This window comes from Dorea hominis (genome assembly GCF_014287705.1).
Lineage (GTDB): Bacteria > Bacillota > Clostridia > Lachnospirales > Lachnospiraceae > Dorea_D > Dorea_D hominis.
Map to the genome: position 1 here is coordinate 49,311 of NZ_JACOOY010000004.1, position 17,610 is coordinate 66,920.

Here is a 17,610-nt window from a genome sequence, read left to right on the forward strand (position 1 = left end):
GTCATTTAATAATACAACTTTATAATATAGTTGCCATAATTTATTAATAACACTTCTATAACGATAATACCCCACAGCCTGTATCCATTCTGTTAATAAATCGGTACAAGCTGTGGGGATTTTTTTCTTTTATTATGATGCCATGATCATTATTCATAATCTGGCTACTACATCCAATTTTACACATATCTAAAGAGGGGCATCCTTATTCGGACTACCCCCTTTTAAAACTGTTTCGTATATTAAATATTCAACAGATCGCTGAATACTTTCAGTGCTCCGTCTGTCTCGTGTGCAAGTACACGTTTTGCGAGGACTTTTCCGAGCTGTACGCCTTCCTGGTCAAAACTGTTAAGGTTCCATACAAATCCCTGGAACATTACTTTATTCTCATAATGAGCAAGCAGCGCACCTAATGTCTTCGGATCAAGCTTCTCTCCGATGATAATGCTTGACGGACGTCCGCCTTCGAAGTTCTTATTGCGGTTTTCGTCAGATTTACCACATGCAAATGCGACAATCTGTGCTGCAACGTTTGCACATAATTTCTGCTGGCTTGTGCTGTCCTGAATCACAACATCTGTGCCAATCTGGCTGTTCTTGAATCCGATAAACTGAAGCGGTACAATATCTGTTCCCTGGTGCAGAAGCTGGTAGAAAGAATGCTGTCCGTTTGTTCCAGGCTCTCCGAAGATCACCGGTCCTGTCACGTAATCTACCGGCTCTCCGAAACGGTTTACAGATTTACCATTGGATTCCATATCCAGCTGCTGTAAATGTGCCGGAAAACGGCTTAAAGCCTGTGAATAAGGCAGTACTGCTGTTGCCGGATAACCAAGGATGTTTCTCTCATATACTCCGATCATAGCATCCAGAAGTGCCGCATTCTTACGCACATCTTTGTTCGTTGCAGATTTGTCTGCTGCCGCTGCTCCTTCCAGGAACTGTGCAAATACTTCCGGTCCGAATGCCAGTGAAAGTACAGCTCCACCAACTGCAGATGTAGAAGAATAACGTCCTCCGATATAGTCATCCATGAAGAATGCTGCAAGGTAATCATCACTCTTTGCAAGCGGTGATGTCTCGCTTGTTACAGCGATCATATGCTTACTTGCATCCAGCCCTGCGTTCTTTAATGCATCTTTTACAAAAGATTCATTGGTCAGGGTCTCTAATGTTGTTCCGGACTTGGATACCAGTACGAAAATAGAATGTGCAACATCAATGGCATTAAGAACTGCTGCCGCATCATCCGGGTCTACGTTACTGATAAATTTTGCTTCCATTTTAAACAGACCGTTTTTCTTTGCCCAGTTTTCAAGTGCCAGATACATTGCGCGTGGTCCTAGATCACTTCCGCCGATACCGATCTGTACGACAGTTGTAAACTTCTCGCCGGCTCCGTTTACAATCTCTCCTGCATGTACTTTGTTTGCAAAATCAGCAATCTTCTCCTGCTGTTCTACATAGAATGCTCGTTTATCTACACCGTCTGCCACTACTTTATCTCCAAGCTGTCCACGTGTCAGATGATGAAGTACAAGACGGTTCTCTCCTGTATTGATTACTTCTCCGTTGTAAAGTGCTTCGAATTTATCAACAAGCTGTGCTTCATCTGCCAGTTTGGCAAGTGCATCGATCACAGTATCATCTACTTCTTTTGCAGCATAATTATAATCAAGTCCCTCTGTCATAGAAACGCTGTAATTTTTCACACGCTCTGCTCCCTGCTCACCGGACATTGCTTCTGCAAGATTCACACGTTTTACATTTGCAAGCTCCTGATAAGAAGCCAGGGTATCTGTGTTCTTCCAATTTATCATAGTGATAGATTCCTCCTTTATTCTTACTTGTTCTCTATCTTTTACCTTTCTAGCATACCATACCGAATCTAACTTTTCAAACCTCCCAAGAAAATGGTAAAAATTCTGTGATTTTCTCTCAAAATCCTCAGAATATGCTATACTTTTAAACGAACTCAGCGACTTATGAAGGAGCCTTATTTACTATGATGACAGAATTAGAAAAATACTATAATAAATTTAATGAAGAGAAGCGTCTGAATAGCCGGCACGGGCAGGTAGAATTTACAACTTCCATGAAATATATCCATGCCTATTTGCCGGATGATCCTCATGCGAAAATATTGGATGTCGGCGCAGGAACCGGACGTTACAGTGTCGCACTCGCCGAAGAAGGCTACGATGTTACGGCTGTCGAGCTTGTAAAATACAATCTTGGGATTTTAAAGCAGAAAAACAGTACCGTCAAAGCTTATCAGGGAAATGCCCTGAAGCTTTCACGGTTCCCGGACAAAGAATTTGACATGGTGCTTGTCTTTGGGCCGATGTATCATCTGCTCACGACAGAAGAGAAAGTACAGGCTTTGAAAGAAGCGAAACGTGTTCTGAAAGATGATGGTGTCATGCTTGTTGCATACTGCATGAATGAATACAGTATCCTGACTTACGGGTTCAGGCAGAATCACATTCTCGAATGTCTGGAAAATGGCAAGATCAGCAAAGATTTCCGTGTACAGCCGGAAGCGGAAGATCTCTATGATTATGTACGGCTTGAAGATATGGATGCCTATAATAAAGCCGCCGGTCTGAAACGGATTAAGGTCATTTCAGCCGACGGTCCTTCGGATTATATGCGTCCGGTATTAAATGCAATGGATGAAGCCACATTTGAAGCATTTATCCGTTATCATCTGACCATATGTGAACGTCCGGAGCTTGTCGGTGCCGGATCTCATACTGTAGATATTCTCAGGAAATAATATCGAAATGCATCCCGGTACAATCGTTTAAGCCGGTTCCGTCCTATACATTTTCTGATATACTAAATACGGATGCTGTCAGAATTTCTATGGATTCTTGCTCTGGCATCCGGTTTTTTCCCACCATTTTCCGGCAAATATGCTTTCAGATCTGTCTGAATAATGGACTCTATAATTAATGCTGCATCTCGAACCAGATCTTCACAGTTTAATTTATGTTCTGCTGTATTCCATGTGAAATTATTTGTCAGCACTCGGCAACACATGGATTTATGATGTTCCCGGAATTTCTGATGTAATTTATTGGCGGCTGTAAATACCACTCGCTCGAATTCATAGTTGTGACTTCTTCCGGAAAGCACAAGTGCAACTTTTAATTTTAAACGATTCATTTCTGGTAAAATTTATACGAACATAGTTTCGTCATCTGTGGTATAATAAAACCACTACCATTAGTAAGGGAAAGGGGAGCTTACATGAAACTTATTATTTGCGTTGATGACAACAATGGCATGATGTTCAACCGGCGTCGTCAGTCGAAGGACCGCGAAGTGCGTCATGACATTCTTGCCTATACGATGCCGGAACGGATCTGGATGAATGAATACAGTCTTGAACAGTTTGAAACGGACGATACATCCCGGATCCAGGTTGCAAATAATTTTCTGATCCAGGCAGATGACAACGACTATTGTTTTATTGAAAACGGACAATATTTGATTGATGAATCGAGACTGGATGAGATTGTTCTGTATCACTGGAATCGTGTTTACCCGGCTGATTATTATTTTGACATTGATCTGCACGGCTGGACTCTGGCAGACCAGAAGGAGTTCAAGGGATTTTCACACGATAAGATAACGAGAGAGATATGGACAAGATGAAAAAATTAAAGTTATTACTTGCAAATATTATACTTGCCGGTGTGCTGGTGCTCGGTGGCTGTGCGGATGCCGGGGACAGTTCACAGTCTTCGTCTTCTAAAGAAACGACTACGCAGGAATCTGCTTCATCTGAAGATCAAAATACGAATGCCGAAGACAGTTCGGATGATACATCTGCACAGGCGGATTCCGGTAATACTGCCGGTTCTGATACCGCAGGCAAGACAAAGGCTGCCGCTTCTAAGGCAAAAACTTCGGCTGTAAGTACTTCTAAGATACCGAAGTACTCTGGTTCGCCTTATATCAAAGTTCATAACAATGTACCGTTTTTTAAGAAGTCGGACCTGACGAAAAAAGTCTTTGAGAAGTACAGCAAATTAGATGCGCTCGGCCGCTGCCGCACTGCTTATGCCAATGTCTGCAAAGCAACCATGCCAACGGAAAAGCGCGGACGGATCGGTATGGTCAAACCTTCCGGCTGGCACACAGTGAAGTACAACAACGTAGACGGCAAATACCTCTACAACCGCTGTCATCTGATCGGTTATCAGCTCACCGCTGAAAATGCGAACGAAAGTAATCTCATGACCGGAACGCGCTATCTGAATGTAGATGGCATGCTGCCTTTTGAAAATATGGTTGCTGACTATGTAAAAGAGACAAACAACCACGTTCTGTACCGGGTAACGCCGATATATACGGATGAAAACTTACTGGCTGACGGTGTACTGATGGAAGCGGAATCTGTTGAGGACAAAGGCAAAGGCATTTCCTACTGCGTATATGTGTATAACGTACAGCCGGGAATCAAGATTGATTATGAGACTGGCGACAGCTCTGCGAAAGATTCACGCCGTTCCGGACAGAGTTCCGCAAAAGGAACTTACATCATTAACGAGAACACGAACAAATTTCACAAACCGGACTGCCGGAGCGTGAAGATGATGAAAGATAAGAATAAGAAAACATATACCGGGAAACGCTCTGAGCTCATCAATTCGGGGTATGAGCCGTGCAAGAACTGTAACCCGTGATACTGTCACGGGTGGCTTTTCCGAATATTATAAAAATTATAAAACCGCATTACAGTAGCGATTAAACTTGCTGCAATGCGGTTTTTTACTTTCCTCTTTTTTATCTAATCGTTACCGGGTGGAAACTATCAGGATTTTGCTGTATTTTATGCTCGTTATATCCACTCTTCATTTCCGCCTGTTACTGCAAGGGAAAGCAAAGCATCCATTTTCTCTACTTCATCTTCGCCCTGGATTACCTGTAATAATTTTGCCGTTTCTTCTATTACAGGCATCGGCTCATCCGGGCCGATCTCCATATCCGGCTGCTCACCGCATGCCGGACAGACCATCTGTGGTCTTACCGTAAGTGATAAGAAACGGTTCCCACACTCTTCACATTCATAATAGCCACACATCTGTGTGCCATCAGGTACATAATACATCTTTTATCCCCCTTTAAATAATACTTCTGTCTTTTGCTGATTTTTCTATCTTCTGTCAGAATCAAGCACAAACTCTGTAATCACATTAATTGCAACAGCTGTAAGAATTCCTCATGTGGTCTGCCTGCATTCTTCTCATACCATGCAATCGCTCCGGAATCTCCACTCCGGTCCGAAAATGCCGGAAATAAAAAGCCAAACTGCGGCTCGCCCATCTCGTAATCTCCACTGACCGGCGCAAATACACCTGTCAGGAACGGATATACTTCTTCGGATTCCCACTGTTCTGTCTTGTCGTTGCCTTTTCTCGGCACATCATAGCAGCCATAAAACAGATAAAATCCATATTCCCTGTTTTGGTTAAGCTTCTCTCCCAGGATTTCGTAAAATGTTTCCAGAAGTCCGTCATTTTTGAGTTCACACTCTTTCAATGCCATCAGAAGCTGCCAAATACTTCCCGGCTTTTTTGCCGTCTTCGGAAATACATATTCTTTTAATTGCCTGTTTGTATCTGCAAACGGGATTGCCTTTGCAAGCTTCAAATTTTTTCCCTGATCCGCTTTTGATAATTTCAAGAAATGAATATTAAATGTACCATCCACATATCCTTCTTCATCAAAATACGCTCCTACAACTCTCGAAAAACAGTTACGGCTTATTGTCATGCGACGCGTCAGCTCCAGCATATCCTCCCGGTTTATTCTTCTCGTTTTTAACTCTTCTGCCATCTGTCTTTTTCCCCTTATATTCTCTATTCTTTATTATAAACGTAGCCTTTCTGCCTCGCAATCCTGTTTTTGCAAAAAAAGTTCTCCTATGATTTTTATTCGATCATAGAAGAACCTTTTAAATTCAATTCTTTTTCCTTTTTATTGCGGGGTTATAAATTTTTATTACATTTCTTTACAGGAATCTTTACATTTTTTCAAGTTTTGTTTTAAAAAACTGAATCAAAGGTCCGTTGAAACATGCATTAATCACTGTACCAATTCCTGCAACAGCCCAGATTCCTGCTCCTGATGCGATTGCAAATGCAATTCCAACAATTACTACAACCACATCTGAAAGTACTCTTGCTTTATGAAATGGAATTTTCTGATGTGTCAGCTTTTCAATAATGATTGCCACACTGTCATATGGTGCAATTCCCATATCCGCAACCATATATAATGCAACTCCCATTGATGCCATTAACTGGGCGAGTACAAGCGCAATTATACGAAGCGGAAGAGACATTTCTATCTGTACTACATCCTGTGCCAGCCAACAAACAAAATCTGCGATATATCCGACAAAAATCATATTAATGATAGTTCCTGCACCAATGCAGTGCCTTGCCTGGAAAAATACAATTACAAGAATCACTGCATTCATCAATAACTGCCATGTTCCAAAACTCCAGCCGATAAATCCACTGATTCCAAGATTCATTGCACTGAAAGGGTCTACGCCAAACCCGGACAAACGAAGGAAAGACACACACAGACCAATAAACAAGATTCCTAAAATCATCATCCCAGCCCGTTTTGTTATTTTCATTGTTCTTCTTTCCTCCTACTCCTTTTTCCCTTTTAACATATATATTCTTGATTCAAAATCCGTACACGGGACAGCATCTCCCGGCACTTCTCCTGCTGTTACATCAGAGGTGATAAGTCCAAAGTTCATCAGCTCATCTCCATAATTTTCTGTGTGATTCCAGACATTTTCATAAAGCATATCCGGATTCAGTCCCTGTAAACGGACACGACTATACGGTTGATTAACTCCATTTAACACACGGTAATAACCTACAATCGCAAGTGTACGATCTTCATTGGTCACCATCCAGACAGTTTCATTTCCATCAAACGGACTCTTCAATCTGTAAAATGTTCCGAACTGCAACACCTCTCTGTATTCTTTCATAAATACAATCTGTTCTTTTACTTCTTTGATTTCTTCCTCTGTTAATTTATTCAGATCCAGCTCATATCCAAAGGTTCCAAAATATGCAACATTCGCACGGGTATGTAACGGAGTATTACGAAATACCTGATGATTCGGAACAACCGATACATGACTTCCCATACTGCTGAGTGGATAACACATAGAAGTCCCATATTGAATCTTCAGACGTTCAATTGCATCTGAATCGTCGCTTGTCCATCCCTGCGGAGCATAATATAACATGCCAGGATCAAACCTTCCGCCACCACTCGCGCAGGATTCAAATAATACTTCCGGAAATGCCATTGTCAGACGTTCATATAAATCATATACGCCTAAAATATAACGGTGAAATATCTCTCCCTGCCTGTCTGCCGGAAGTTTTACACTGTAACACTCTGTAATGCTGCGATTCATATCCCATTTGATATAAGATATCTTAGCTTCTGACAATAATTTTTTCATCATATTATAAATACAATCCACAACTTCTTTTCTTGAAAAATCCAGTACATACTGATATCTTCCATGAGAAGTATTTCTTCCCGGGGTCTGAATGATCCAGTCCGGATGTGTACGATATAAATCTGAATCTTTGTTTACCATTTCCGGTTCAAACCAGAGACCGAATTTCATCCCCAGATTCTCAATTCTTTCAGCTAAGCCTTTTATCCCATTTGGTAAAAGATCCGGATTTGCTACCCAGTCACCAAGACCGGCTCTGTCATTTCTTCTTGCGCCAAACCATCCGTCATCCAGTACAAATAATTCAACTCCGCATTCTTTAGCTTTTCCGGCGATCTCAACAAGCCGATCTTCCGTAAAGTCAAAATAAGTTGCTTCCCAATTATTATTCAAAATTGGTCTGGTCCGATCTCTCCAATAGCCTCTTGCCAGCCTTTTGGCATATAATTTCTGAAAAGTCTGACTCATTCCATTCAGTCCCTGATCACTATATACAAGCATTGCTTCAGGCGTCTGAAAACTCTCCATAGGTTCTAATTTCCAATCAAATCCTGTCGGATTAATACCTGCTGTAATTCTTGTAACATCATGGGTATCCACTTCTGCCTGTATCCGAAAATTTCCACTGTATATAAGGCTAACACCAATGGCTTCTCCTACATTTTCATCTGTATTCTCTCGTTTCAATACCATAAATGGATTATGCTCATGAGAGGAATTTCCACGCATACTATCGATTGCTGTAATTCCCTGTTCTAAAACTCTGTTTTTCACATAACGCTCTCTTGACCATGCACCGGATAACTGCATCCATATATAATCCTTGTCCGGAAGATCCAGACTTAAGCTCATCATATTTAATATATGTAAATTCTGATTTCCACTATTTTTTAAACGTGCACTTCTTGCTATTGCACTGTATTGTTCAAAAATAGTATATAATAACTCCAGCTGAGCACCTGTCAAAGAATCTTTCAGGAAAACACGCAGTGTCTGTGCTTCTTCTTCTGCTTCTGTGTAAGTTGCCGGAAGTCCGGAAAGTTTCGGTTTCCCGGATGAGATCTCATATCCATCATACTGAAATTCACTGATTCTGCTTCCATTTTCCTGCAATAACTCTATTGCCGGATGTCTGTAATCTGTTGTCCCATAAACCGGATATTCCTGTCTGATATGTTCCAACGAGAAACTACGATCCCACTCATAAATATAAGATGTCATTGGTCGTCCACATTTTTCCACCAAATAGGAGAAATCTGCCTTATCATGAATTCGTTTACCAAAATACAGTTGTCCTAAATGTCCATTATCTAATACACATAAAATATAGCTGATTTTGTCATTATATAAATGAAATGTTTTTGTTTCCTTATGGAAAATAATTTTTCTCATAAACTACCTCTTTTATATTTAAATTATGCATCCTGCTTTCTGGCATGCATTTCGTTTACTTTCCTTGTAACTTCTTCCATCTTCTCATCTTTTAAAATATAATATTTTTTGTAAATACCAAAACTAACAATTGCGAGAATAATCGGAATGATAATCATCAATACGCGGATTCCTAATACGGTTCCTGCACTTTGAGCTGTTGCTTTTGCATTGTATCCTACTATCTGAAGTCCGATTCCGGTTAATCCACCTGCGGCAGCTGTTGCTGCCTTCATAAGAAATGTCTGTGCAGAACAAGTTACACTTTCATTACGTACTCCGAATTTTACTTCTCCATAATCAATTACATCTGCCATACAGCAAGTTGTTACACCAAGTGAAAGTCCTGAACCAAAGAACAGCAGTGCACAACAGATTACAACCAATACCTTGCTCTGCGGAGCAACATATCCTGCTATTCCAAGAAGGATGAAACCCGCAACCGGAAGTCCACATGCAAATGCATACACTTTTTCACGGCTGATCTTGCTGGCGATTTTCGGGAAAAATACAAGTCCGGCCATTTCAGCGATGATCGCAAATCCAAAAATAGAATACAAATATTCATCATGGCAAACGCATTTGAAATAATAAACAGCAAAACTTTTTGCAATCTGTGTACAAAGATTAAATGTCAGAAGCAAACCTATAAAAGCAAGCAGCTGATCATTTTTCACAATTACGTGAAATGCCTGTTTCAAACTTGTTTTTTCTGCTGATGCACCAACTGTAGATTCTTCTTTTACATTGAATACTGTAATACCGATCGTAATGATAAATACGACTGCGATAATAATAGCAAATAAAGTGTATCCTTTTTCTGCATAAAGATTACTTTCTCCTGCAAGCTTATTCAGATGATTAATAATATAAAGACCAAATGTTGCTACTGAGAATCCTGCAAGACTTGCAAAAAATCTCGGAATGACAGATACTTTTTCACGTTCATGCGGATCATTGGTCAAGTTTGGAAGCCATGACCAATATGGAACATCCATAACGGTATAAGTCATTCCGTATAAAATATACATTACAGATACATATACATACAAGGCAGTTCCTGATAAATGAAAGCTATGGAACAGTAAAACAAATACAACGGAATTCACTAACGTTCCGATCACCAGCCAGATTCTAAATTTACCAAACCGAGTATGTGTATTATCTACGATCATTCCCATCATCGGATCATTGATTGCATCCCAGATTCTTGCTACAAAAAACAGTACTCCGACAAATGCCGGTGCCAGATACAAAGTATCTGTAAAATAAAGCATTAAAAATGCTCCTACCAGATTACAGATGGCATCTTTGCCAATAGCTCCAATACCAAAACATAATTTTTCTCTCGTAGATGCGTATTTATACTGCGGATTTCTCTGATTTTCTTTTTGAGTCGCCATAATTCTCCTCCTCTAATATTCCTTTATTTATTTGTTATCTGAGTGAGGAATCTTGTGCACTTGTTCCTTTTTTCCATAATGCAAGTATAACGCGAAAAAAAAGACATCCGTTATACCATTTTGTTAAGAATAATATCCCAAATGTTAGGTACATGATGTCTTTCAGAACATTTTATCTATTACTTTCTTTATTTTTCTCAATATCTTTTACATAAATCTTTTTATGTTTTTGATATTCTTCCAATTCATTTTGTGCAGAAATCAGTCTTGTTCTCGCCTTCTTACGGTTACTGTTCCGATATACACTTGGTGTCATTCCTATTTTCTGTTTGAATACTTTTCCAAATGCCAGCGAATTGCGATACCCACAGGAAACTGCAATGTCTTCAATCGACTGTTCCGTAAGTACGAGCTGTTCTTTTCCTCTTGAGATCCGAAATTCTGTCAGAAAATCTTTTGGCGAAATTCCAAGGCTGTTCATAAAAATTGTATATAAATAACTTCGGTTTAATGCCAGATATTCTGCTATATCTGCAACTGTGATACCTTGCGAATAAGAATTTTTAATATAATCAATCGCTTCCTGTACATGCATGCTTTCTTTTGTATTATCTGCATATTCTTTAATCTCAATGCCTCGTGCCAGCACCGAAAAAAACTGATACAACTTTCCCTGGAGATAATACAGATTTTCTGCTGTTGACTGGGTATGACGAAGCATTTCAAAAACGATTTCTTTTAATTCATCTCCATATTCACATTCACAGGTCAGTTGTCGCCCGTTTAGTCCCAAATCCCGCACGAATCTGGAAGCTTCTGTCCCCCCAAATCCGACCCATAGATATGCCCACGGTTCTTCCTTGTCTGCCTGATAAAACGTCAGACTTTCCGGTTCAATTAAAAATGCCTGTCCTTCTGACAGATGATACTTGTTTTCCCCCACCTGATAGATGCCTTTCCCTTTCATTACATAATGTAATATATAATTAGGCCTGGAGGCCGGTCCATAGCTATGCAGAGGTTCACATTCTGCATAGCCACAAAAACTTAAATGAAAATCTTTAAATTTGGGTTTTAATAATTGCAATACATAAGCATCTTCCATAATAACGTCCTCTTTTTACAAACACAAAATAACTGGATGTTCTTTTCATTTTTACAAACTGATAACACCGGAATGTTCTCTCCATTTTTTCCGATATTCGCTCGGTGACATCCGGTAACGCTCTTTGAATGCACGGTTAAACGTCCGCTGGCTTTCAAATCCGCTGTCCAGGCAGATTTCTATGATTGAATCCCGGGTATTTTCCAGTCGCGAACATGCATAGCGGATTCTCGCATCATTTACATACTGATTAAAATTGTTGTGAAATGTTCCCGAAAACACACGGGAAATCGCATATTTACTTACGCACAGATCCTGTGCCATCTTATCCAACGTTATATTTTCCCTGAAATGTCCGGAAATATATGCTACTGTCTGATAGATCAGATCATCACTTCCAACCTTGGATTTTTCATCCAGATCCAGAAGCGGTACACATCTTGCAAGCACGATCTGTAAATACGCTTGCAGAATCGTGAACTCCCATTCCTGCGTCAACATCATGCGGTACAGCGCATGAATAACCTCTTCTCCCAGTTCGCTCCTTTTGATCACTGGCATGACAGGTGCATATTTCTGTAACTCTTCACCGAAGAATCCGATACTTCCTGCCGCTATATTTACAAGATAAATTTTATGTGCATCTGCGCCAAATACCTGATAATGGTGGATGATATCCGGAAATATAATTCCCATGTCTCCTGTTTCCAGATGATAAAGCTCCTGTCCGACACCCAGCTCCAGCGTTCCTTCCGTCACATAAACAAGCTCCAGCGTATTGTGAAGATGCGGCGCAACGTGACGTGCCCTCTTCTGCACTGCCTGGATATTCTGTTTTGTATTTTTATATTGTAAATGCATAATCTCTTGTCCGCCTCTTTTATTTTCTGCTTTGCTTTACTCTGTATCCAAGGTTATCACTTTGATATTTGAAATGCAATATTTGTCTACTTTTTTGTCCGATTTGGCAAGCATTATCTGTATTTTCATCTTATAATGACCATGTAATCAAGAGAAAGGAGTGAATCGATATGATGAAAAGAATTAAAAATTACTTGCACGAGGTTATGGATTTCTATGGTGCTAATTATTTATATCTCGCAGCAATGTACCGTCACTAAAAAAGGACCTGCGGACTGCATGGTCCTTTTTTCATGCTTATTTTTATACTTACTTTCAGCTTATAATCTTAAGCCTTTTATTCTCTGCGGCTCGTCCTCGTGATTGCATGAGGTGTGCTGTACCAGACTTTCTTATATTTTTTAGTATTCTCTTTTAAAATCGCCTTCATCAGCTGACAAATATGTTCAACCTGGTCTTCCATCTTGTTGTCAACCGTACCGTAGATCTCTCCTGTCATGATCTTCCGATTCATTTCCGGGCTATTGTTAATTCCAAGGATTACCGGCATCTGCAAATGATGTTTTTTATAATAATCGTAGACGCCCAGTGCCATATCATCATTGTTGCATATAACAGCTTCCGCGTTGTTAATTATTTCTTTATCCAGTTTTGCAAATTTTGTTGTCGCCAGTTCTCTCTTCCAGTCCGCTGACAGATTTGCTCTCTGATTCATAGGCATATCTTCGCTCGACTCAAGAAATCCATTTGTCCGGCGAATGGCATCAAAATGTGTTTCCTCTCCTTCTACAAGCACATAGTCCAATTTCCCGTTTTTGTTCCGATCAATCTTTCCTTTCTGTTCCTCCCAGATTTTCTTTAACATTTCTCCCTGCATGGCTCCGGCTGCTTTTGCATCTGTTCCTACATACCAGACTTTTTTTACAATTTTCAGATCCTTATCATCTGCTTCACGGTTAAATAATATGACCGGAATGTCTGCATCTTCCGCATCATTGATCATGCTTGCCGCAGAAGACGGCTCTACCAGATTGACAAGAATTACATCATACTTCTGTGCATACATGCGCTGTAGCTGCTTTTCCTGCTTCCGGCTGCTTCCTTTTGCATCGTAAATCTCGTAGGAAACTTTCTTTCCTTCTATTTTCATCTGTTCCATCTTATCCTGCAGATCCTTTATATAACTCTCCATAAAAGTATCATCCAGATCATACGCTGCAATTCCTACATGCACGTACCGGTCTTCCTTTTGCGGCATTTTCCATAGGATAGTAAGAATGACCAGGAACATGAAAAGTCCCACTAGTATCAGATTGTATTTATCCATTTTTGATTTCATTTTTGCTCCTTATCCGGCAAATAATGCATCATATTTACCGCTTTCCATCGTCTCTCTGTCAAGCTTTACCGGCTTCAGAGTGATCGTTTTCATCTTCATGCTTTCGTATCCGAGTTTATATGTATTTTCCAGCAGGATCTCCTTTTTCTTCCCGTTTTTTACCTGCTCCAGAACCGATGTCTTTACCGGAAGCCGGTACGCTTTTTCTTTACTCTCTGCAAAGGAAGCGTAATACTTAAATTCTTTTTGCATTCTATCTGTCACAGCAAGAACATCCTTATAAACATAGCCATCTGCTTGTTTCTCCAGATAGTTTTCCGGATAGACAAGCACGACACCTTTTGAATTATTTTTCTTTTCTTCTTTTATCAGCTTTTTCAGTTCTTCTGCTGACATCTGTTCTTTGTACCAGACATCTAATTTCACCTGATGATCGTATGCATAATCGCGGATTCCATCCTGTAATGCCGACAGATCTTCCGGTTCATTTTTCGGAAAAACAACTGTCATCCTGCTTCTTTTTTCTATTTTGCTGTGCTTCGTCATAAGCCCGGTTGATACCAGTGCGATAAGCAGAAGCAGCAGTATCAGAACTGCATGTTTTTTTCTACTCTGTCTCATCCGTTTCCTCCATCTTCGGAATTGTAATTGTCGCAGTTGTTCCTTCGTCCAGCTCACTCGTGATCGTGATTCCATATTCCTCACCATAGATCAGCTGGATCCGCTCATTTACATTCCGCACACCGATTCCGGATCCACGCTTGCTGGATACCACTTTATTGTGCATAATATAATCTATTTTTTCCTGCGTCATTCCAAGACCATTGTCTGCTACATCTATTCCTATATTTCCGTCCTTGTCATAAATGTGGATCTCAATCTCGCCGTCCTCATACATGCCTTCCATTCCGTGATAGATTGCATTTTCCAGAAGTGGCTGTATCGATAACTTCGGACAAAGGTATTTCAATAACGCCGGATCTGCTTTTACTTTAAATTCAAATTTATCCTTGAAGCGGATATTTTGGATTGCGAGATAGCTGGTCGCATGCTCCAATTCCTTTTCCAGAGGGATCATATCTTTTCCCTGGCTTAAGGAAGTCCGGAAAAATTTTGCAAGCAATGAAACCATCTCGCCGGCACCTTCATATTCTTCACTGCGGATCATCCAGATAATCGAATCTAATGTATTATATAAGAAATGCGGGTTGATCTGGGACTGCAGAAGCTTCTTCTCCATCTTCTGCTTCTCTCTTTCATTCTCACGGATTTCTTCCATCTGCTTCTGTAATTTATCGGCCATAATATTGAAATGTGCACTTAAATTTTTCAGCTCACCGATTCCTTCTTCTTCTGCTTTTACTTCATAATTTCCTTTTCCAAATTCCTGCATCGTCCGAAGCAGACGGTAAACCGGATTCGTAAAACTGCGAAAAAGCAGAATATCAAGGAAGATCAGAATCACACCAACGAGCAAAAGTGTAAACCATGCCACGGAATAGAGATTCCGGGTTTCCAGATCCAGACTGGACATGGAACTTACAAGCACAACATTCCAGCCGGTATAACCGATCTGCTGCCGCATGAGCATCCATCTTTCTCCGTCTGCCCTGTATATTTTGTAATTTTTACTCGCAAGTGCCTCCTTTATCGTCTTCTCCTTATACAGGCCGGAAACAATCTGTTTTTCAAATGGGTGATATAATAATTGGTTATCTGCATCTAAAAGATAACAATATGCGGACTTCTGATTTTTATAATGCTGCAAAACAGAATCCATCGAATCCGTATAATAATCCAGCAGAAGAACTCCTGATTTCATACTTCCATGATCGATATATTCTACATAGCGGCTGATTTCGTAAATATAGCAGGACTCTCCATTCAGCAGTAATTTCTTCTGTCCATAATTTATCGTCTCTATGTTTTCTTTCGCCTGACGGAACCATGTCGTTTCGCGAATCTCTTCTTTCTGCATATTTTCCAGATTCTCTGAATGCCATAAATCTCTGCCGTTTGCATCATACAATGCTGCCGCATAAATCGTGTCTGTTTCCCGGTTGATACGATGCTGCATTTCTTCACTGAACAATCTGCCACCCACATCATATTCCTTGATCTCCTGATAATATATAGAATTTGTCAGATCATTCATGTTGTCAATTTCTTTTTCCAGGCTCTGTGCCAGTGCATTTTTTTGTTTTCCTATTTTCTCAATCGCATCTTTCTGAAAATATGTAGAAAAATAATAGGAAAATAACAGCATGCAACTAATAATACAAACTGCAATAGATGCCGACATCACAACCGGAAATACAAGTCGGATGCTTATTTTTCTATTTTTCATGTTCCGCTCCTTCCAGTTTCCTGTACTTCACCGGTGACATACCGCAGTTTTTCTTAAATACATAGCTGAAATAATTCGGCTCCGGATAACCTACCATTGCACCGATCGCATGGCTCTTATAATCCGTCTGCAAAAGCAGTTTCTTCGCTTCTTCCATTCTGCGGCTGATCAAATAATTCAAAAATGTGCCGCCCGTCTCCTGCTTGAATATTTTTGAAAAATAGGATGTGCTGACATGCAGTTCGTCGCATACGGATTCTACGCTGAGATCCGGATTCTGGAAATTCTCTTCTACAATCTTTCTCGCATTTTCCGCCAGAATTACATTATTATCTATCTGCTTTTTCTGGATCAGCGAACGGATGAGCTGACAGTAATTCATCAGCCAGTGATCCAGTTCTTCTCCTGTACTTAAGGAAAGGATCTTCACTGCCATCTTCTTGGAACCGGCAAATTCTGTATCGGATGTGATTTGATATTTCTTATAAAATCTTGCAAATGAAAAGGATATCTCCAGAATGACAATCTGATATTCATTCAGGTTATAATGCCCCTTATGCAGCCATGCAAGTAATTCTCCCACCTGATTTTTCAGTTCTTCTTCCGAACAGTGTGTAATGCTTTTTCCAATCATTTCTACCTGTGTGTTCCAGTCATCTTCCACTTCCTGAAGAGGCATAATATCATTGTAATAAGTATAACTTTCTTCCGGAAGAACGAGGTTATAATCCAGCGCCCCCACCGCCTGTTCGTATAACACCGGCATATCTTTCAAGCGTTCTGCATTTCCACTGATCCCACAGGAAATCCTGCTGCCAAAAATACGCTCGATCAGCACAGCCGTCTCGTCGATCGTCCGGGTGATTTTCCCGATATCGTGTTTTTTGTTACTGCCAAGGATAAATATTTCTTTATCACTCATACCAAATTCATACACATTTGCAATCTTTTCCAGCGCTTCCTTTAATGTCTCTTTGATCGACAGTTCACTTAAGATATCCTTTTCCTCGCCTTTTTGCACTTTGACTGCTACTACTGAATAAACAAAATCTGAAAAATCAAGCTTTAAACTTTTGATCTGTTGTTCCCGCTCTTTTACATCCATTGGCTCGGTAACAAGACGGGTGAAAAACTGCTGCCTTAAAAGTGGGAGACTCTCTGCATAGGCATGTTCCAGCCGGGCGCGGTTTATTTTCTCATCGTATTCCCTGTCCAGTTCTTCATGCATATCTGTCAGAAGCTTTCGCATCTCATCATAGTTGATCGGCTTCATAATATATTCCGACACGCCATAGCTAATTGCAAGGCGGGCATATTCAAAATCATCCCATCCGGAAAATAGAATGATCTTCGTATTCATGTAATTTTCATGTATGTTCTTCGCCAGTTCCAGACCATCCATAAACGGCATCTTGATATCACTGATCACCAGATCCGGATGATATTCTTCCATGAGTTCCAGCGCTTCTTTTCCGTTCTGTGCCGTTCCCGCAACTGAAAATCCAAGTCCCTCCCAGTCAATACCTCTTTCCATTCCATGAAGGATCTGCTGTTCATCATCTGCTAAAATAATTTGAAATGTCCTCATTGTCACACTCCTCATAT

Annotated in this window: 16 protein-coding genes; 3 read left to right on the forward strand and 13 right to left on the reverse strand. The window is 40.3% G+C overall.

The annotated features are described in order from the left end of the window. Nucleotides 1-242: 242 nt before the first annotated feature. On the reverse strand, nt 243-1,823 hold the full coding sequence (locus H8S07_RS03960; protein ID WP_186855460.1) for a glucose-6-phosphate isomerase: 1,581 nt from the start codon (nt 1,821-1,823) through the stop codon (nt 243-245). A gap of 185 nt (nt 1,824-2,008) precedes the next feature. On the opposite strand from H8S07_RS03960, the gene H8S07_RS03965 reads away from it, so the two are divergent. Beyond that, complete coding sequence (locus tag H8S07_RS03965) at nt 2,009-2,782, forward strand: class I SAM-dependent methyltransferase (protein ID WP_186855461.1); 774 nt, start codon at nt 2,009-2,011, stop codon at nt 2,780-2,782. Nucleotides 2,783-2,844: 62 nt separating this feature from the next. Here H8S07_RS03965 and H8S07_RS03970 read toward each other — a convergent pair whose 3' ends face one another. Beyond that, entirely contained in the window at nt 2,845-3,174 is a 330-nt protein-coding gene (locus tag H8S07_RS03970) for a C-GCAxxG-C-C family protein (protein ID WP_186855462.1), read from the reverse strand. An 84-nt stretch (nt 3,175-3,258) separates the two neighbouring features. Between H8S07_RS03970 and H8S07_RS03975 the strand changes: the two genes are divergently transcribed. After that, nucleotides 3,259-3,666, forward strand: coding sequence for a ribonuclease Z (locus H8S07_RS03975; protein ID WP_117537052.1), 408 nt, complete (start codon nt 3,259-3,261; stop codon nt 3,664-3,666). Then, nucleotides 3,663-4,700, forward strand: a complete 1,038-nt coding sequence (locus H8S07_RS03980) for a DNA/RNA non-specific endonuclease (RefSeq protein ID WP_186855463.1) — start codon at nt 3,663-3,665, stop codon at nt 4,698-4,700. The genes H8S07_RS03975 and H8S07_RS03980 overlap by 4 nt, the downstream gene beginning before the upstream one ends. Before the next feature lie 155 nt (nt 4,701-4,855). Here H8S07_RS03980 and H8S07_RS03985 read toward each other — a convergent pair whose 3' ends face one another. The 11 genes from H8S07_RS03985 to H8S07_RS04035 all read right to left on the reverse strand — a co-directional run bounded on the left by H8S07_RS03985 (nt 4,856) and on the right by H8S07_RS04035 (nt 17,593). Beyond that, nucleotides 4,856-5,125 carry an FmdB family zinc ribbon protein gene (locus tag H8S07_RS03985; protein WP_186855464.1) on the reverse strand — a complete coding sequence of 90 codons (270 nt, stop codon included), beginning with the start codon at nt 5,123-5,125 and terminating at the stop codon, nt 4,856-4,858. Between the two features lie 80 nt (nt 5,126-5,205). Continuing rightward, nucleotides 5,206-5,853, reverse strand: a complete 648-nt coding sequence (locus H8S07_RS03990) for a DUF4317 family protein (RefSeq protein WP_186855465.1) — start codon at nt 5,851-5,853, stop codon at nt 5,206-5,208. Nucleotides 5,854-6,040: 187 nt separating this feature from the next. Continuing rightward, the gene (locus tag H8S07_RS03995) at nt 6,041-6,664 is read right to left on the reverse strand and encodes a YczE/YyaS/YitT family protein (protein ID WP_186855466.1); all 624 of its coding nucleotides are present in this window, start codon (nt 6,662-6,664) and stop codon (nt 6,041-6,043) included. A gap of 15 nt (nt 6,665-6,679) precedes the next feature. Continuing rightward, nucleotides 6,680-8,911: an alpha-galactosidase gene (locus H8S07_RS04000; RefSeq protein ID WP_186855467.1), complete on the reverse strand. Its 2,232-nt coding sequence runs from the start codon at nt 8,909-8,911 to the stop codon at nt 6,680-6,682. A gap of 23 nt (nt 8,912-8,934) precedes the next feature. Continuing rightward, the gene (gene melB / locus H8S07_RS04005) at nt 8,935-10,353 is read right to left on the reverse strand and encodes a melibiose:sodium transporter MelB (protein ID WP_186855468.1); all 1,419 of its coding nucleotides are present in this window, start codon (nt 10,351-10,353) and stop codon (nt 8,935-8,937) included. Nucleotides 10,354-10,525: 172 nt separating this feature from the next. Next, nucleotides 10,526-11,458 carry an AraC family transcriptional regulator gene (locus H8S07_RS04010; RefSeq protein WP_186855469.1) on the reverse strand — a complete coding sequence of 311 codons (933 nt, stop codon included), beginning with the start codon at nt 11,456-11,458 and terminating at the stop codon, nt 10,526-10,528. Between the two features lie 51 nt (nt 11,459-11,509). Next, nucleotides 11,510-12,319 carry a helix-turn-helix transcriptional regulator gene (locus H8S07_RS04015; RefSeq protein WP_186855470.1) on the reverse strand — a complete coding sequence of 270 codons (810 nt, stop codon included), beginning with the start codon at nt 12,317-12,319 and terminating at the stop codon, nt 11,510-11,512. A gap of 337 nt (nt 12,320-12,656) precedes the next feature. After that, entirely contained in the window at nt 12,657-13,658 is a 1,002-nt protein-coding gene (locus tag H8S07_RS04020) for a galactose ABC transporter substrate-binding protein (protein WP_186855471.1), read from the reverse strand. Nucleotides 13,659-13,667: 9 nt separating this feature from the next. After that, nucleotides 13,668-14,279 carry a hypothetical protein gene (locus H8S07_RS04025; RefSeq protein WP_117537059.1) on the reverse strand — a complete coding sequence of 204 codons (612 nt, stop codon included), beginning with the start codon at nt 14,277-14,279 and terminating at the stop codon, nt 13,668-13,670. Next, nucleotides 14,266-16,005, reverse strand: a complete 1,740-nt coding sequence (locus H8S07_RS04030) for a cache domain-containing sensor histidine kinase (RefSeq protein ID WP_186855472.1) — start codon at nt 16,003-16,005, stop codon at nt 14,266-14,268. The genes H8S07_RS04025 and H8S07_RS04030 overlap by 14 nt, the downstream gene beginning before the upstream one ends. Next, nucleotides 15,995-17,593 (reverse strand): response regulator transcription factor, encoded by a 1,599-nt coding sequence (locus H8S07_RS04035; RefSeq protein ID WP_186855473.1) that lies wholly within the window; start codon nt 17,591-17,593, stop codon nt 15,995-15,997. The genes H8S07_RS04030 and H8S07_RS04035 overlap by 11 nt, the downstream gene beginning before the upstream one ends. Between the last annotated feature and the right edge of the window lie 17 nt (nt 17,594-17,610).

Excerpts from the sequence above, each read along its gene's own strand:
- H8S07_RS03960 (WP_186855460.1), bottom strand. The coding sequence starts at position 1,823 with ATGATAAATTGGAAGAACACAGATACCCTGGCTTCTTATCAGGAGCTT.
- H8S07_RS03965 (WP_186855461.1), top strand. The coding sequence starts at position 2,009 with ATGATGACAGAATTAGAAAAATACTATAATAAATTTAATGAAGAGAAG.
- H8S07_RS03970 (WP_186855462.1), bottom strand. The coding sequence starts at position 3,174 with ATGAATCGTTTAAAATTAAAAGTTGCACTTGTGCTTTCCGGAAGAAGT.
- H8S07_RS03975 (WP_117537052.1), top strand. The coding sequence starts at position 3,259 with ATGAAACTTATTATTTGCGTTGATGACAACAATGGCATGATGTTCAAC.
- H8S07_RS03980 (WP_186855463.1), top strand. The coding sequence starts at position 3,663 with ATGAAAAAATTAAAGTTATTACTTGCAAATATTATACTTGCCGGTGTG.
- H8S07_RS03985 (WP_186855464.1), bottom strand. The coding sequence starts at position 5,125 with ATGTATTATGTACCTGATGGCACACAGATGTGTGGCTATTATGAATGT.
- H8S07_RS03990 (WP_186855465.1), bottom strand. The coding sequence starts at position 5,853 with ATGGCAGAAGAGTTAAAAACGAGAAGAATAAACCGGGAGGATATGCTG.
- H8S07_RS03995 (WP_186855466.1), bottom strand. The coding sequence starts at position 6,664 with ATGAAAATAACAAAACGGGCTGGGATGATGATTTTAGGAATCTTGTTT.
- H8S07_RS04000 (WP_186855467.1), bottom strand. The coding sequence starts at position 8,911 with ATGAGAAAAATTATTTTCCATAAGGAAACAAAAACATTTCATTTATAT.
- melB (WP_186855468.1), bottom strand. The coding sequence starts at position 10,353 with ATGGCGACTCAAAAAGAAAATCAGAGAAATCCGCAGTATAAATACGCA.
- H8S07_RS04010 (WP_186855469.1), bottom strand. The coding sequence starts at position 11,458 with ATGGAAGATGCTTATGTATTGCAATTATTAAAACCCAAATTTAAAGAT.
- H8S07_RS04015 (WP_186855470.1), bottom strand. The coding sequence starts at position 12,319 with ATGCATTTACAATATAAAAATACAAAACAGAATATCCAGGCAGTGCAG.
- H8S07_RS04020 (WP_186855471.1), bottom strand. The coding sequence starts at position 13,658 with ATGAAATCAAAAATGGATAAATACAATCTGATACTAGTGGGACTTTTC.
- H8S07_RS04025 (WP_117537059.1), bottom strand. The coding sequence starts at position 14,279 with ATGAGACAGAGTAGAAAAAAACATGCAGTTCTGATACTGCTGCTTCTG.
- H8S07_RS04030 (WP_186855472.1), bottom strand. The coding sequence starts at position 16,005 with ATGAAAAATAGAAAAATAAGCATCCGACTTGTATTTCCGGTTGTGATG.
- H8S07_RS04035 (WP_186855473.1), bottom strand. The coding sequence starts at position 17,593 with ATGAGGACATTTCAAATTATTTTAGCAGATGATGAACAGCAGATCCTT.